The organism is Gilliamella sp. B3482 (assembly GCF_026536805.1).
GTDB lineage: Bacteria > Pseudomonadota > Gammaproteobacteria > Enterobacterales > Orbaceae > Gilliamella > Gilliamella apicola_E.
Genome location: NZ_JAFNNL010000002.1, coordinates 85768 through 102656 on the forward strand (window position 1 = coordinate 85768; position 16889 = coordinate 102656).

Annotated in this window: 11 protein-coding genes; 7 read left to right on the forward strand and 4 right to left on the reverse strand. The window is 34.4% G+C overall.

Annotated features, from left to right (window positions below; translation table 11 throughout):
- Window positions 1-577 precede the first annotated feature (577 nt).
- From nrdB to J3U18_RS03610, 3 genes are all read right to left on the reverse strand, one after another.
- On the reverse strand, window positions 578-1708 hold the full coding sequence (gene nrdB / locus J3U18_RS03600; RefSeq protein ID WP_065734744.1) for a class Ia ribonucleoside-diphosphate reductase subunit beta: 1131 nt from the start codon (window positions 1706-1708) through the stop codon (window positions 578-580).
- Between the two features lie 117 nt (window positions 1709-1825).
- On the reverse strand, window positions 1826-4111 hold the full coding sequence (nrdA, locus tag J3U18_RS03605) for a class 1a ribonucleoside-diphosphate reductase subunit alpha (RefSeq protein ID WP_267352956.1): 2286 nt from the start codon (window positions 4109-4111) through the stop codon (window positions 1826-1828).
- 579 nt (window positions 4112-4690) lie between these two features.
- Window positions 4691-6025, reverse strand: coding sequence for a replication-associated recombination protein A (locus J3U18_RS03610; protein WP_267352957.1), 1335 nt, complete (start codon window positions 6023-6025; stop codon window positions 4691-4693).
- Window positions 6026-6193: 168 nt separating this feature from the next.
- Here J3U18_RS03610 and lolA point away from each other — a divergent pair, with 168 nt between their 5' ends.
- On the forward strand, window positions 6194-6787 hold the full coding sequence (gene lolA, locus J3U18_RS03615) for an outer membrane lipoprotein chaperone LolA (protein WP_220225662.1): 594 nt from the start codon (window positions 6194-6196) through the stop codon (window positions 6785-6787).
- An 88-nt stretch (window positions 6788-6875) separates the two neighbouring features.
- On the opposite strand, the gene exuR is transcribed toward lolA, so the two are convergent.
- Window positions 6876-7646, reverse strand: a complete 771-nt coding sequence (gene exuR, locus J3U18_RS03620) for a transcriptional regulator ExuR (protein ID WP_267352958.1) — start codon at window positions 7644-7646, stop codon at window positions 6876-6878.
- Between the two features lie 243 nt (window positions 7647-7889).
- Between exuR and J3U18_RS03625 the strand changes: the two genes are divergently transcribed.
- The 6 genes from J3U18_RS03625 to J3U18_RS03650 all read left to right on the forward strand — a co-directional run bounded on the left by J3U18_RS03625 (window position 7890) and on the right by J3U18_RS03650 (window position 16696).
- Window positions 7890-9155, forward strand: a complete 1266-nt coding sequence (locus J3U18_RS03625) for an MFS transporter (RefSeq protein WP_065734723.1) — start codon at window positions 7890-7892, stop codon at window positions 9153-9155.
- 76 nt (window positions 9156-9231) lie between these two features.
- Window positions 9232-10644 carry a glucuronate isomerase gene (gene uxaC / locus J3U18_RS03630; protein WP_065563666.1) on the forward strand — a complete coding sequence of 471 codons (1413 nt, stop codon included), beginning with the start codon at window positions 9232-9234 and terminating at the stop codon, window positions 10642-10644.
- Between the two features lie 48 nt (window positions 10645-10692).
- On the forward strand, window positions 10693-12156 hold the full coding sequence (locus tag J3U18_RS03635; protein WP_267352959.1) for a tagaturonate reductase: 1464 nt from the start codon (window positions 10693-10695) through the stop codon (window positions 12154-12156).
- Window positions 12157-12169: 13 nt separating this feature from the next.
- Entirely contained in the window at window positions 12170-13669 is a 1500-nt protein-coding gene (locus J3U18_RS03640; RefSeq protein WP_267352960.1) for a UxaA family hydrolase, read from the forward strand.
- 90 nt (window positions 13670-13759) lie between these two features.
- Window positions 13760-15274, forward strand: a complete 1515-nt coding sequence (locus tag J3U18_RS03645; protein ID WP_220225666.1) for an MFS transporter — start codon at window positions 13760-13762, stop codon at window positions 15272-15274.
- Between the two features lie 99 nt (window positions 15275-15373).
- The gene (locus J3U18_RS03650) at window positions 15374-16696 is read left to right on the forward strand and encodes a glycoside hydrolase family 28 protein (RefSeq protein WP_267331829.1); all 1323 of its coding nucleotides are present in this window, start codon (window positions 15374-15376) and stop codon (window positions 16694-16696) included.
- Window positions 16697-16889 lie beyond the last annotated feature (193 nt).

Sequence of the window (16889 nt, forward strand, 5' to 3'; positions counted from 1 at the left end):
GATTTTAAAAGAGTGTCAAGTTAGAATACCTTTACTTTTAATTAAAGAGCATTTGCACCTTTTAAAATTGATTTTTGATTTTTTTGTTAAAATAATTGAGGAGTGTATACCGTTTGATAATATTTATTAAAGACACATTCACCTAAAAACAAATCCTTTGTTACTCAGAATAAGTATTAATAAATCATGACTTGGTTCATTTCATACTTTATGAATAAGGTAAGTTAATACTTTGTGTAAAAATAATTGAGGAGTGTATACCGTTTTATAATATTTATTGAGGATACATTCACCTAATACAAATCCTTTGTTACTTAGAATAAGTATTAATAAATCATGACTTGGTTCATTTCATACTTTATGAATAAGGTAATTTGATACTTTGTGTAAAAATAATTGAGGAGTCTATACCATTTGCTGATATTTTATTTAATCTTAAGAATAGGGTAGATAAATTTGGAAGAACTAAATTACTTAAATTTATCAAAATGATAAATGTTTAGTTTGGCACTGATTGCGAATAATTAAACATAGCTTGCACAGTTTTATTTTTTCAATCCATGCAAGCTACTATCAATTATAATTTGAAATCACTTAAATCATCTTCGCTGATTTCTGAGTCAATCTGACCAACAAGATATGAGCTCATTTCTGCTTCTTGTGGTGCGACTTGTACGTTATCGGAAACAAGCCAATTGTTGATCCAAGGAATTGGGTTGGATTTTACTTCAAATGGTAATTTAAGCCCAACAGCTTGCATACGAATATTGGTGATGTATTCAACATATTGGCAAAGGATATCTTTATTTAATCCAATCATTGAACCACCTTCAAATAGGTATTCTGCCCACTCTTTTTCTTGATTGGCTGCTTGTAAGAACAGATCATAACAATCTTGTTCGCACTCTTTGGCGATTTCGGCCATTTCAGGATCGTCTTCACCACTTCTTAGGGTGTTGATCATAAATTGAGTACCAGTTAAATGAAGCGCTTCATCACGAGCTATCAATTTGATTATTTTTGCATTACCTTCCATTAATTCTCGTTCTGCAAAGGCAAATGAGCAAGCAAAACTCACATAAAAACGAATAGCTTCAAGGGCATTAACGCTCATTAGGCAGAGGTAAAGTCGCCTTTTAAGTTCACGCAAGTCGATAGTGACGGTTCGATTATTGATAGTGTGTTTACCTTCACCCAATAAGTTGTAATAACTTGCGTAGCTAATTAGGTCATCGTAGTAACCCGCAATATCACCAGCTCTTTTTTGGATTTCTTTATTGGTAACAATATCATCAAACACTACAGAAGGATCATTGACGATGTTGCGGATGATATGCGTATAAGAACGAGAATGGATAGTTTCTGAGAACGACCAAGTCTCTACCCATGTTTCTAGTTCAGGGATAGATATTAAGGGAAGTAAGGCAACATTGGGGCTTCGTCCTTGTATTGAATCAAGCAATGTTTGATATTTTAAATTGCTAATAAAGATATGTTTTTCATGTTCAGGTAAAGCTGCATAGTCGATACGATCTTGTGAAACGTCGACTTCTTCTGGGCGCCAAAAGAAAGAAAGTTGTTTTTCTATTAATTTTTCGAACATTTCATATTTTTGCTGATCATAACGAGCAACATTCACCGGTTGACCAAGAAACATTGGTTCTTTAAGTTGATCATTATGGACGTGTGAGAAGGTGCTGTAATTCATACTCATAGTCGAACTCCTAATTTTGTTTACTTTTTCACTAAATATTTGGAAAAAGTAGGAATAGTAAGGATAACTTATCGTTACCCTATACTTTTGTTATAGTGCTAAACAGGGCAATTAAATTTTACATGCTCCGCCTTCACAACCATCATCACTTGATGTGAGTTCAATATCACCTTGAATATCTTCAGCACCATCACGTGTATTATGATAATAAAGGGTTTTTACACCGTATTTATAAGCTGTTAGTAAATCAGCTAAAAGTTGTTTCATTGGTACTTTGTCATTCGGAAATTTGGTTGGATCGTAATTAGTATTTGCCGAAATTGATTGGTCAATGAACTTCTGCATAATGCCTACTAAATGCAGATAACCTGTATTATTTGGAATTTGCCAAAGTAATTCATATAAATCTTTTAATTTATTATATTCAGGCACAACTTGTTTTAAGATGCCATCTTTCGATGCTTTAATGCTGATATAACCACGTGGAGGTTCAATACCGTTAGTGGCATTGGAGATTTGGGATGATGTTTCAGAAGGCATTAATGCTGATAAAGTTGAATTACGTAAACCATGAGTTTTTATTGATTCACGTAAAGATTCCCAATCATAATGTAATGGTTCTTTAGTGATTGTATCGAGATCTTGTTTATAGGTATCAATAGGTAAGATCCCTTGTGAATAAGTCGTCTCATTAAATAGTGGGCAGGCGCCTTTTTCTTTGGCTAAGTTATTCGATGCTTTTAATAGATAATATTGCATCGCTTCAAAAGTACGATGCGTTAGATTATTAGCACTACCGTCAGAATATTTAACTCCATGTTTAGCTAAATAATAAGCATAATTAATCACACCAATACCAAGCGTACGGCGATTAAGCGATGCGTTTTTAGCTGCAGGAACAGGATAATCTTGATAATCAAGTAATGCATCAAGAGCACGAACTGTTAATTCGGCAAGTTCTTCAAAGTCGTCAAGCGATTCGATTTTACCTAAATTGAAGGCAGATAGGGTGCAAAGTGCGATTTCGCCTTTATCGTCATTGACATTATTAAGTGGTTTGGTTGGTAACGCAATTTCCATACATAAATTAGATTGATGTACCGGCGCAAGTTGTGCATTAAACGGACTATGCGTGTTACAGTGATCAACGTTTTGTATATAAATTCGACCAGTCGATGCGCGTTCTTGCATTAATAATGAGAAGAGTTCTACTGCTTTTACTACGCGTTTTCTGATATTAACATCTTGTTCATATTGATGATAAAGCGCTTCAAATTTCTCTTGATCGGCGAAAAACGCATCGTAAAGCCCTGGTACATCTGATGGGCTAAATAGTGTAATGTTTTCATTTTTAATGAGGCGTTGATACATTAATTTATTGATTTGTACACCATAATCCAGATGTCGAACACGGTTTTCTTCAACACCACGGTTGTTACGTAATACTAATAAACTTTCAACTTCTAAATGCCAAATTGGATAAAATACGGTAGCCGCACCACCACGAACACCACCTTGTGAACAAGATTTAACCGCGGTTTGGAAATACTTATAAAATGGGATACAACCAGTATGGAATGCTTCTCCACCACGAATAGAGCTACCTAATGCCCGAATTCGACCCGCGTTAATACCGATACCAGCTCGTTGAGAAACATATTTTACGATAGCACTTGCGGTAGCATTGATGGAATCTAAACTGTCATCACATTCAATTAGTACACAAGAACTAAATTGACGAGTCGGGGTACGAACACCAGCCATGATTGGTGTGGGTAGTGAGATTTTAAATGTCGAAACGGCATCATAGAATCGTTTGATATAATCTAGTCGACTATTTTTAGGGTAATTCGCAAATAGACATGCTGCCACTAAGATATATAGGAATTGGGCGCTTTCATAAATTTCCCCAGTGACTCGATTTTGAACTAAATATTTACCTTCAAGTTGTTTAACCGCTGCATAAGAGAAGTTCATGTCACGCCAGTGATCGATAATTTTATCCATTTGTTCAAACTCTTCTTGGCTATAATCTTCAAGAAGATGTTTGTCATAACGTTCGCTGGCAACAAGTTTTTTTACATGTTCATAAAGCGGTGGTGGGGTAAATTGGTTATAGGCTTTTTTACGTAAATGGAATATCGCTAATCGAGCAGCTAAGTATTGGTAATCTGGTGCATCTTGAGAGATGAGATCTGCTGCTGCACGAATGATTGTTTCATGAATGTCGGAAGTGCGAATACCATCATAAAACTGAATATGCGAACGTAATTCAACTTGAGAAACCGAAACATTTTCTAATCCTTCAGCGGCCCATGTAATGACTTTATGGATTTTGTCTAGGTTTATAGGTTCTTTTTTTCCATCACGTTTTGTGACTAGTATTGATTTATTCATTTTCCATCCATTTTTGTGGTTTTTTAATGGTGATTATAATAATTGATATTTATCAAAATATACAATATATAGTGCCTATTAATCATTTTATTACTATATATAGTGTATTTAATAAGCGGTGATCTTTAATTTATTGACGAAAATCAATGACTACGGGTGATATTTAGAAATATGAACTTTTTTGTCAAAAAAAGGCAATGATAGGTAGTTACTTACCAAATGAGATATTGGGGAATGATAAGATCTACCTATCTATAATTACAACTCGAAATTCATATCATAAATATGAATCTATTTCGTTTATTGAGCTATATATTTAGCAATATATTATTCATTTTTATCTTGAGATTTGCTTTTATAATGCTATCTCCCAAATATAATTTTAATTAAATATGCTTAAGAACTAGGATAAGCCTTTGCTAAGGATCTCTCATTTACCTATCAGTGAATCAATTTTTTAGGTATATACAACTTTACCAAAAACTTTGTTTAAACATGCATGATTTAGTTTGATCAATTTAATATCAGTCAACATGTTTGCTCAAGCAAGAACTTTTGGTAACTATTAATGTATTCAATCTAATTCTTTTTGTAGCGCTGATTTGTGCTAGCTTTATTTTGTGCTTCCAACCAAGCCAGTTTCTCCGAGTAATTTTTCTCAGCACCCCGTTGTGTTGGATGGTAATATTTGCTGTCGGCCATTTCTGGAGGAAAGTAGTTTTCACCAGCTGCATAGGCATTAGGTTCATCATGTGCATAACGATATTGTGCGCCATAACCTAAATTTTTCATTAAACTGGTTGGCGCATTGCGTAGGTGTTCTGGAACATCATAGTCAGGTTTGGATGTTGCATCTTTCATCGCTTGGTTAAATGCAAGATAAACCGCATTACTTTTAGGTGCACATGCTAGGTAAACAATTGCTTGTGCGATAGCTCGTTCGCCTTCTGCTGGTCCAACTCGAGTAAAACAGTCCCATGCTGCTAAAGCGACTTGCATTGCTCTTGGGTCGGCATTACCGATATCTTCTGATGCAATAGCCAATAATCGACGAGCGACATATAGCGGATCTCCACCGGCGGAAATGATTCTTGCATACCAATAAAGTGCTGCATCAGGTGCAGATCCTCTAATTGATTTATGAACTGCCGAGATTAGGTCATAATAACGGTCACCTTGATTATCAAATCTTGCACTACGTTCGCCGATGACTTCTTTTAGTAATTCAGGCGTTAATGGTTTTCCATCAGACATATCAACCAGCAATTCAAGCGTGTTGAGTGCGCGTCTTGCATCACCACCAACAAATTCGGCAATCTGTTTTCTGGTTTCCTCAAGTAGCGTAATTTTTTGGTTGCCATAACCACGTTCCGAATCATCCATCGCTTGTTGTAAAATTTGCTCAATATCTTCATTAGTTAATGATTTAAGCAGATAGACTCTGGCACGGGATAGTAGTGCTGAATTTAACTCAAAAGAGGGGTTTTCTGTGGTAGCACCAATAAAGGTTACTGTACCATTTTCGACATAAGGTAAAAAAACATCTTGTTGGCTTTTATTAAAACGATGAACTTCATCAACAAATAAAATGGTTCTTATTCCGGATTGTTGATTAATTTTAGCGCGTTCAATCGCTTCGCGAATATCTTTAATCCCTGAAGTTACTGCTGAAATTCGTTCTACTTTGGCATTAGCATGATGCGCAATAATTTCTGCTAAAGTGGTTTTGCCGGTTCCGGGTGGTCCCCAAAGGATCATAGAATGTAAATGACCTGCTTCAATTGCTTTAGGCAGGGGTTTATCTTTACCAAGTAGTTGGCTTTGACCTATATATTCAGATAAATTACGTGGACGCATCCTTGCCGCTAAAGGTTTAAATTCATCTGACCCAAATTCAAAAGAGAGACTAGGCATGCTACATCATCCAAATTTACAAAATGCAGTTATTATATACTGCTTAATTGATAAGTGAAAAAGAAAAGAAAATATCTTTCACAGCTAACAGAAAAACGGTAATATTTTGAACTAAATTAAAATGATTGTTTAATTTATTGTATTAAACAAAATGCATAAGGATTGGTAATGAAGAAGTTTTTAATTTTAATTGGGTTAATTACAAGCTGTGCAGCATGGGCTGGTGATAAAGAGGTGTTGCAAGAGCGATTAGCTAAAATTGATGGGTTTTATGCTCGATTTTCACAAGATGTGAAAACAGCTGATAAACAACCAGTTCAACAAGGTAAAGGTGATTTGTGGGTAACAAGGCCTTATTACTTTAATTGGACAATGACTGAACCAGACGAGACGTCAATCATTTCAGATGGGCGTAACATGTGGGTCTATACTCCTGCCGTTGAACAAGTTAGTGTAATGAGCTTAAAAAAATCGGTGGATAATCGTTTAATGCTTTTGATTACGGATAGTCATAATCCTATTTGGAATGCATATACTGTTACACGTAAACAAGACTCTTTTACATTGAAACCAACTGATGGTTCTAACCAAGATTTTGTTATTTCTGTTTTGCCTACTGGGATGATTTCAAATTTTACGATTATCGAGGAAGATGGTCAGCGTAGTTTTTATGATTTATCTCGTCAAACCCTAGGTAAGGTAGCACTTGATAAGTTTAAGTTTACTCCACCAGCTGGAGTAACGGTTGATGATCAGCGTTAATGGTTTAAACAATAGTTAATTATTTAACTTTTGCGAATTAATACACTTTGCGCAATGGCGCAAAGTGTATTGCCTTTAATAGAATCTACTAATTTTCATTAATACTAATAACGGGGTTATCTGAAAATAGATAGTGATCTCGTTTTGTTTCAAAATCTTCGCTAGCAGCATCAAATAACATTTTTTTGGTGTTCTCTAGATGTTGCCACATGGCTAACTTAGCCGCTTTTGGATCACGATTAATTAGCGCATCTAATATTTTGTCATGTTCATCCCACCAGCTTTCAATGTCTTGTTGTTGTACATGTTCATGAAGTTTTACCCATAATGGGTTTAATGTTCTTTGCTGCCAAGCTTCTTGAACGATAGTAATTAAAGCGGTATTCCGTGTGATCATGGCAATCTGTGTATGGAATTTTAGATCCCAATCAGAATCACGATAATGATCTTCTTTTTTAGCATTATGTTGAATTTCTAATAATTTGACGATGTCGTCTTTAGTAATTTGTGTTGCTGCAAATTCGGCAATGTTACTTTCAATAAGTTGGCGGGCTTGCAATAATTCAAAAGGCCCTGTCGTAGAAAAATTTAATCCTTTCTGGGAGGTTAGAATATTGGTCTGTAAACTATTAGCTATAACATGAATTCCAGAGCCTTTTCTTGCATCAACATAACCTTCAACTTCAAGCATAATAATAGCTTCACGGACAACTGAACGACTTACTTTTAGTTCTTCACATATCAATCTTTCAGATGGTAATTTGCTTCCTACTGGATAAATGCCGTCAATAATTCGGTTTTTAAGTTCAGTTGCGATAACTTGATAAAGTCTTTGATACTCGTGCTGTTCTTGGGTCATGATGAATTTTGCATAAATCCTTTAAGTTTTTTTAGACTTTTAAAATAACATCTAATTGCTTCAAATTAAATAATGTTGTTCCAATTTTTTTAATTAAATTTTTTAGTTACAAACTTTTTAGTTTAAAAAATATCCCTTTAATTATTAGGGATATAGTTCATTTTTGTGATGTATGTCAACTTTTTTAGTTGTCAGGCATGTTATTATGCGCCAAAATATCTATATATTTAGGAGCAATTAAAGATGTACAAAACGATAAAAAACCTACGATGGTATATGATAGCATTAGTCACCGTAGGGACAATTCTTGGTTATCTTACGCGAAATTCGATTGCGGTAGCCGCCCCGGTTCTTAATGAAGTAATGGGATTAACAACGCAGCAATATTCATATGTGGTAGCTTCGTACTCAGCTTGTTATACCATCATGCAACCAGTTGCCGGATATATTTTGGACTTGTTAGGCACGAGAGCGGGATATGCGGTTTTTGCTATTTTGTGGTCAGTATTTTGTGTTAGTACCGCATTTTCAGGTAGTTGGATCGGACTGGCTTTTGCTCGAGGTGCTGTTGGTGCAACAGAAGCAGCAATGATCCCTGCGGGACTTAAAGCGACTAGTGAATGGTTTCCGGCAAAAGAAAGGTCGATCGCGGTTGGTTGGTTTAATTTAGGTTCATCAGTGGGCGCCATGATCGCACCACCATTAGTTGCATGGGCAATTTGGTTCCATAGCTGGCAATGGGCATTTATATTGTGTGGTTTATTAAGTTTTATTTGGGGAATTTTTTGGTTAATTCTTTATCGTCACCCTACAAAACAGAAACGTCTTTCTGAAGAAGAGAAAAAATATATTTTATCTGGTCAAGAAGCGAGTCATCAAACATCAAATAATGAAAAATTACCAGCTAGTAAAATTTTAACCAGCCGCCGTTTTTGGGGAATTGCTTTACCAAGATTTTTAGCAGAGCCTGCATGGGGTACCTTTAATGCGTGGATTCCATTATTCATGTTCACAGCTTATGGTTTTGATTTAAAACAAATCGCTATTTTTGCTTGGATGCCAATGCTTTTTGCTGATGTTGGATGTGTTCTTGGTGGTTATATGTCACCATTTTTCCAAAAACATTTTAAAGTAAGCTTAATTAATTCAAGAAAAATGGTAGTGACGGTTGGTGGTGTGCTTATGATTGCACCTGGTCTGATAGGTCTATTTTCAAGTCCTTATGTTGCTATCTTTTTATTCTGTATTGGTGGTTTTGCTCACCAAGCATTATCAGGAGCATTAATTACTTTATCGTCTGATGTATTTGGTCGTAATGAAGTGGCAACAGCGAATGGATTTACCGGCATGGCTGCATGGCTAGCTAGTACTATTTTTGCACTTATTGTTGGTGCACTTGCTGATACTGTTGGCTTTAGTCCTTTATTTGTAATTTTATCTTGTTTAGATCTTTTAGCTGCCTTAGCGGTTTGGACTATTTTGAAAGAACCATCATCAGATCAAAATTAATCAATAAATTAATAAGATTACAGGATGTATTTTCCTGTAATCTTTTAATAGTTAACTACTATTTATGGAGAATAAAATGAGTTTTTTAACTGAAAACTTTTTACTAGATACCGAATTTTCTCGTCAGCTTTATCATGATTTTGCTGCTGATCAGCCAATTTTTGATTATCACTGCCATTTACCACCGGAACAAATTGCTAAAGATTATCAATTCAAGAATTTATATGATATTTGGTTAAAAGGTGATCATTATAAATGGCGTGCAATGCGTACCAATGGTGTTGCAGAAAAATTCTGTACTGGTACTGATATTAGTGATTTAGACAAATTCAAGGCTTGGGCAGAAACTGTTCCTCATACTATTGGTAATCCTTTATATCATTGGACTCATTTAGAGCTTCGTCGTCCTTTCGGTATTGATAACGTTCTATTATCTCCTTCTACAGCAGAGCAAATTTGGAATACTTGTAATGAGATGTTAGCGACTCCAGAGTTTACAGCTCGTAGCATCATGAAAAAAATGAATGTTAAGATGGCAGGTACAACAGATGATCCTATTGATGATTTAGCTCATCATAAAACTATTGCAGAAGATAGTTCATTTGATGTTAAAGTTTTACCAAGCTGGCGTCCAGATAAAGCATTCAATATTGATTCAGAATTCTTTGCGGCATATATGGAAAAACTTTCTGCAGTAGCCGATGTTGAAATTTCAACATTCCAAGCGCTTTGTCAGGCTTTATCAAAACGTATGGATCATTTTGCTGCTCATGGTTGTAAGATTTCTGACCATGCATTAGATACAGTTGTTTATGAAGAAGCTACTGAAAAAGAGTTAGATACCATTTTAACTAAACGTTTATCTGGCGAAGTTTTAACAGCTAAAGAAGTTGCTCAATTTAAAACTGCTGTACTTATTTTCTTAGGTGTTGAATACAACAAACGTGAATGGGTTCAACAATATCATATAGGTGCATTGCGTAATAATAATTCAAGAATGTTTAATTTAATGGGGCCTGATGTTGGGTTCGATTCTATTAATGATTCACCTATTGCTCAACCACTTTCTCGTCTATTAGATGCTCAAGCAAAACAAGATGCATTGCCAAAAACGATTTTGTATTGTTTAAACCCTTCTGATAATGAAATTCTTGGTACGATGATTGGTAACTTCCAAGGAGCAGGTATTCAAGGAAAAATGCAATTTGGTTCAGGCTGGTGGTTTAATGATCAAAAAGACGGCATGATTCGTCAAATGACACAGCTTGCTCAACTTGGATTATTAAGCCGTTTTGTTGGTATGTTAACCGATAGTCGTAGTTTCTTATCTTACACTCGTCATGAATATTTTAGACGTATTTTATGTCGAATGATTGGGCGTTGGGTTGAAGATGGCGAAGCACCACGTGATATCCAATTATTAGGTCAAATGGTTAAAAATATTAGTTTTGATAATGCTAAAAACTATTTTGGTATTGAACTAAGCTAAAAAGCATTAAGTCGTTGTGATTAGATTAATTAAAGAAGAGTTAGAGTAATGAAAACATTAAACAGAAATGATTTTCCGGGTGCAAAATATACGACACGTGTTGTTCAGTTTGGCGAAGGTAATTTTTTACGTGCATTTTTAGATTGGCAGTTAGATATTCTTAATGAAAAAACTGATCTTGATGCTGGTATTGTTGTGGTTCGCCCGTTAAATACGGACTTCCCACCATCATTAAGTATTCAAGATGGGTTGTATACAACGCTTGTTCGTGGTTTGAATGAACAAAATGAAGCAGTGAAAGAGTTTAGATTGATTCGTTCAGTTAATAACGAAATCAATGTATATACTCAATATGATGAATATCTTGAGTTAGCTAAAGATCCGAATATTCAGTTTATTTTTTCAAATACTACCGAAGCTGGCATTAGTTATGTTGAAAGTGACAAATTAACAGATAAACCTGCAACTAGTTATCCAGCAAAATTGACTGCATTTTTATATGAAAGATTTGTTCACTTTGCCGGCAGTAAAGAAAGTGGTTTGATTATTATTCCATGTGAATTAATTGATTATAACGGCGATGCACTTAAAAAATTAGTACTTAAATATGCGAATCAGTGGAACTTGTCAGACCAATTTATCAATTGGCTTGAAAATAATAATTTATTCTGCTCAACTTTAGTAGATAGAATTGTTCCAGGATACCCAAAAGCGCAAATCGCTGAGCTTGAGACTGAATTAGGTTATAAAGATAACTTTATTGATTCAGCAGAATATTTTTATCTATTTGTTATTCAAGGACCGCAATGGTTAGCTGAAAAATTATGCCTTGATAAATGCAATATGAACATCAAAATTGTTGATGATATTAAACCGTATAAAGAGCGTAAAGTAGCTATTTTAAATGGTGCTCATACTGCATTAGTTCCTGTTGCTTATTTATCAGGTATTGATACTGTTGGCGAATCAATGAATGACGCTCAGATTTTATCTTATATAAAAGAAACCATTTTTGACGAAATTATCCCTGTTTTAGATTTACCTCATCAAGAATTGGTTGATTTTGCTCAATCAGTTATTAGTCGTTTTAAAAATCCATTTATTGAACATCAATTGATGTCAATTGCTTTAAACAGTATGACTAAGTTTAAAACACGTATTCTTCCTCAATTAATTAATTATCAGAAAGAAAAAGGAACATTGCCTAAACATTTGGTGTTCTCTTTTGCTGCATTGATCGCATTTTATCGAGGTGTGCGTAATGGACAAAGTTATCCGTTACAAGATGATGCAATCTGGTTAGAACGCTTCAGTAATAGTTGGACAGCCATTGCAGAAGGAAAAAGTTCATTAGAGGATTTAATCAAAGTTGTTTTAGGTGACACGGCTCATTGGGAGCATGATCTATTAACTATTCCTCAATTAGCACAAACTTTAACACAATATTTAACCGTCATAACCGAAGAGGGAATGCGTCAAGCAATTGAAAAATGTGTTAATGGTAGCAAATAACATGAGTGATTCAATGGTTAAATATATAAAAATAAACAATAAAGATAATGTCGGTGTGGCATTATCTGATTTAGAAGCACATGAAGAAAATATCGTTGTTGATGGACAGGTAATTGATCTAAAAGAGCCTATTAAACAAGGGCATAAATTTGCACTTATCGATATCGACCAAGATGAAAATATTATTAAATATGGCTTACCAATTGGTCATGCTACTCGCTTAATTAAAGCTGGAGAGCATATTCATTCTCATAATTTAAAAACCAATTTAAGTGATATTAATGATTACAAATATCAACCTACTTTATCGAAAAATGATCTGTTGCATGAGATTACCGATAAGGAAGTACAAATTTATCGACGTAAAAATGGTGAAGTTGGTATTCGTAATGAACTCTGGATTATTCCAACTGTAACTTGTATAAACGGGATAGCAGAACAAATTGTTAAACAATTTTGTGATGAGTTAAATAATCAATTAGAAATTGATGGTATAACTGTACTTGAACATCCTTATGGTTGTTCTCAGCTTGGACAAGATCATCAAAATACTAAAACTATTTTACAAAACTTAGTCAAACATCCTAATGCTGGTGCTGTATTGGTAATTGGACTTGGTTGTGAAAATAATCAGGTTTCAGAATTTAAGGCTAGTTTAGGTGAATATGATGAATCTCGAGTTAGATTTTTAATCGCTCAGCAAGAAACCGATGAAGTTGAATCAGCATTGGCTCATTTAAGAGAACTTTATGCCATTATGAAGCAGGATAAACGTGAAGTAGGGCATTTAAGTGAATTGAAATTTGGATTGGAGTGTGGTGGTTCTGATGGTTTTTCAGGTATTACAGCTAATCCAATGCTTGGTCTGTTTTCTGATTATGTTATTGCTCATGGTGGAACGAGTGTTCTTACTGAAGTACCAGAAATGTTTGGTGCTGAGAACATTTTGATGTCACATTGTATTGATGAGTCAACTTTCGATAAGACTGTACACATGATCAATGATTTTAAACAATATTTTATTTCAAATAATCAACCAATCTATGAAAACCCTTCTCCTGGGAATAAGGCTGGTGGCATTACAACTTTAGAGGAGAAATCTTTAGGTTGTACGCAAAAAGCGGGTGGTAGTGAAGTTATTGATGTTCTTAAATACGGTGAAATGTTAACTAGACATGGATTAAATTTACTAAGCGCACCTGGTAATGATGCAGTAGCTACTGGTGCTTTATCAGCAGCTGGATGTCATATGGTGCTTTTCACTACAGGAAGAGGCACTCCATACGGCGGCATTGTGCCAACAGTCAAAATTGCAACTAATACACAATTAGCTAAGAAGAAAGCCAATTGGATCGATTTTAATGCCGGTAAACTGATACAAGGAGTCTCCATGCAATCTTTGTTGATAGAGTTTATTGACTATATTGTTCTTATTGCTAACGGGAAACAAACACGAAACGAAATTAACAACTTTAGAAATTTAGCCATATTGAAAAGTGGTGTAACTCTATAGATAAAAATCCAAGAATAAATATCCACGTCATTAAGTCCTTCGGGACTTGATGCGAGGGACCGTTTTTTTTAAATATTATAGGTATCTTTTATGAGTAAGGAAAAAAAGAATAAAATTACATGGTTAGTAAGATTTTCATACGGCAGTGGTAATTTAATTGGTAGTGGGGCATTAGCAATTAGTGGCGCTTGGCTACTCTATTTTTATACCACTTTTTGTGGATTAAGTGTGGTGCAAGCTGCATTAATTTTTTCGATCGCTACTTATTTGGATGTCATACTGAATCCATTGATGGGCTTTATTACAGATAATTTCTATCAAACTAAAATTGGGCAACGTTTTGGACGACGTCGATTTTTTATTTTGATTGGTATTCCATTAATGGTCATTTATCCTATGCTATGGATTGATGGTATGGGGTTTTGGTATTACTTAGTAACATATATTTTATTTGAGATTATTTATACCAGCATCATGATTCCATTTAATACGTTACCTGTGGAAATGACATCTAACTTTTCAGAACGTACTTATTTAACTGGTTCAAAAGCAATGTTTGGTAAAGTAGCTAATTTCTTAGGTGCAGCAATACCAGGTGTATTCTTTTATTTCTATAGTAAGGAATCCGCAACACCATTTTTGTTAACTGGGATCACTTATGCCACTATCATGATGTTAGCTTTGATTTTGCTTTATTGTAATAGTTGGGAAAAACCTAAAGAAGAAGTAAAAGATGAATCTGTTCATAGCTTTTTTGAAGCAATTAAAAAGCTTTTTATCGATATCTTATCAACATTCCGTGTTAAAACGTTTAGAACGCATTTAGGAATGTATTTATTCGGATTTGGTGCTGAGTGGTTATTTACTGCGGTATTTACCTATTTCATCGTATTTAGTTTAGGTGAACCTCGTTCTTTTGTTGCTTCAATGAATTCATTAAGTAGTATTTGTCAGCTGGTTTCAACCGCATTTTTTATGATGTATTGTGCTAAGAAAGGCTTCAAAAAACCATTTATTATCGCATTACTCATTGTTATTTCATCGATGATAGGTTATGTCGGTATTTATTACTTTAATCTGCCTCATATCACTTGGATTGTAGTGGGTATTACAATTTGGTTTGGTTTAGGTACTGGTGGTGTTTACTATATTCCTTGGAGTGTATATGTATTCTTAGCTGATGTAGATGAGGTTGTAACTAATCGACGTCGTGAAGGGGTATATGCAGGAGCAATGACCATGGCAGGTAAACTAGTTCGTGCTTCAATTGTCTTTGTGCTTGGTATGATATTAAGTGCTTATGGCTTTGAATCGAAATCACATGTACAGCCACAAAGTGCGATTGATGCTATTAATGGTATTATTTTATACGGCGTAGTAGGAATGGCATTAATTGGGGCATTCTTTGCTTGGAGAATGAAGCTCGATCATTCTACTCATTCCATCATTATCAATGAAGTTGCTCGTATTCGACAAGGTGGCAAAATGGAAGATGTTACGCCTGAAACACGAAAAGTGGTTGAAGAATTATCTGGCATCGCTTACGAAAAATGTTTCGGTAATAATAACATTGGATTTAAGCAAAAAGAGACCACAACTAATTAAAGCAAAATATTTATCAGGATCAGTATGCTGATCCTATAACCTAAAGCTGCAGACATTAGAGTAAATTAAAATGTTTGTAAAAATATAAAGGATAAACTCATGACGACTATATCTGTAAAAGATTTTGGCGCTATTGGTGACGGAAAATCAATAAATACTCAAGCTTTTGAAAAAGCAATTCAACATATTGATCAATTAGGTGGTGGAACGCTAATTGTTCCTGTTGGTACCTATTTTACTGGGGCAATTAAACTTTGTAGCAACATAACGTTTGTTATTGAGCAAGGAGCGACTTTATTATTTTCTGATGATGCTAAAGATTATCCTGTTGTTAATTCTCGTTGGGAAGGTGTTAAACAGGATGTGTATATGCCTTGTATATATGGCCAACATATTGAAAATGTGGTTATAACTGGAAATGGTAAAATTGATGGTAATGGTCAAAAATGGTGGCATACATTCCGTCATGATCGAAGCAATCTTAAATATCCAAGACCTTATTTAATTGGTTTTGATTTTTGTGAACGAGTTACAATTGAAAAAGTTTTTCTAACTCAATCACCTAGCTGGACTGTTCATCCAATGGAATCAAATAATGTCGTTGTCGATAATATTTCAATTCTTAATCCAGCTGATTCACCGAATACCGATGGTATTAACCCTGAATCTTGTCGTAATGTGAGAATTTCAAATTGTTATATTGATGTTGGCGATGATTGTATTGCAATAAAAGCAGGCACTGAAGAAACAGCTGAAAAAAGTCCATGTGAGAATATTTTAATTACTAATTGTAATATGATTCATGGTCATGGTGCGGTGGTTCTTGGTAGTGAGATGAGTGGTTGCATTCGTAATGTAACTATTACAAATTGTGTATTCCAAAAAACCGATCGAGGTGTAAGATTTAAAACTCGTCGAGGTCGAGGAGGAACTATTTCTGATATCACATTTAGTAATATTGTAATGGATGAAGTTTTATCGGCATTTGTTATGAATTACTATTATTATTGTGGTCCAAAAGGAAATGATCCAATTGTTTGGAATAAAGATGCTCTACCAGTTAATGAGTTTACACCAGCATGCCACAATATTAGCTTTTCAAACATTATTGCTAAAAATGTTCGTGCTTATGCCGGCTTTTTATATGGTATTCCAGAATCTCCTATTTCTAATATCTCTTTTGATAATATCCGAGTTTCAATGCAACAAAATGCTCAAGCAGGCGAAGTTGATATGTTTAAAGATGTAAAACCGGAGGCTGGTAAAGGGTTCTTTATTGAGAATGCACAAAGTGTTTTATTTAATAATGTCATTATTGATAATATTGTGACTGATCCACTATGTGTAAAAAATAGTGAAGACGTACATATTAATCAGTCTTTTGTTAAGCAAGACGGTAAGTTAATAAGCTTGAAAAGTTAAATATGATATTTAAAATAACCGTTGCCGTATTGGTAACGGTTATTTTTTAAATTTTTATTAGCTTTACCATTATATCTTGCTATTAATATTCTTGAATGTAAAAATTTTTTGTTTTAATTAAGTATGATTTCTTCATTCAATTTTTTATCTTCAATCTTTTAATACTGTTTATTCTTATTATTTGCATTTCTGA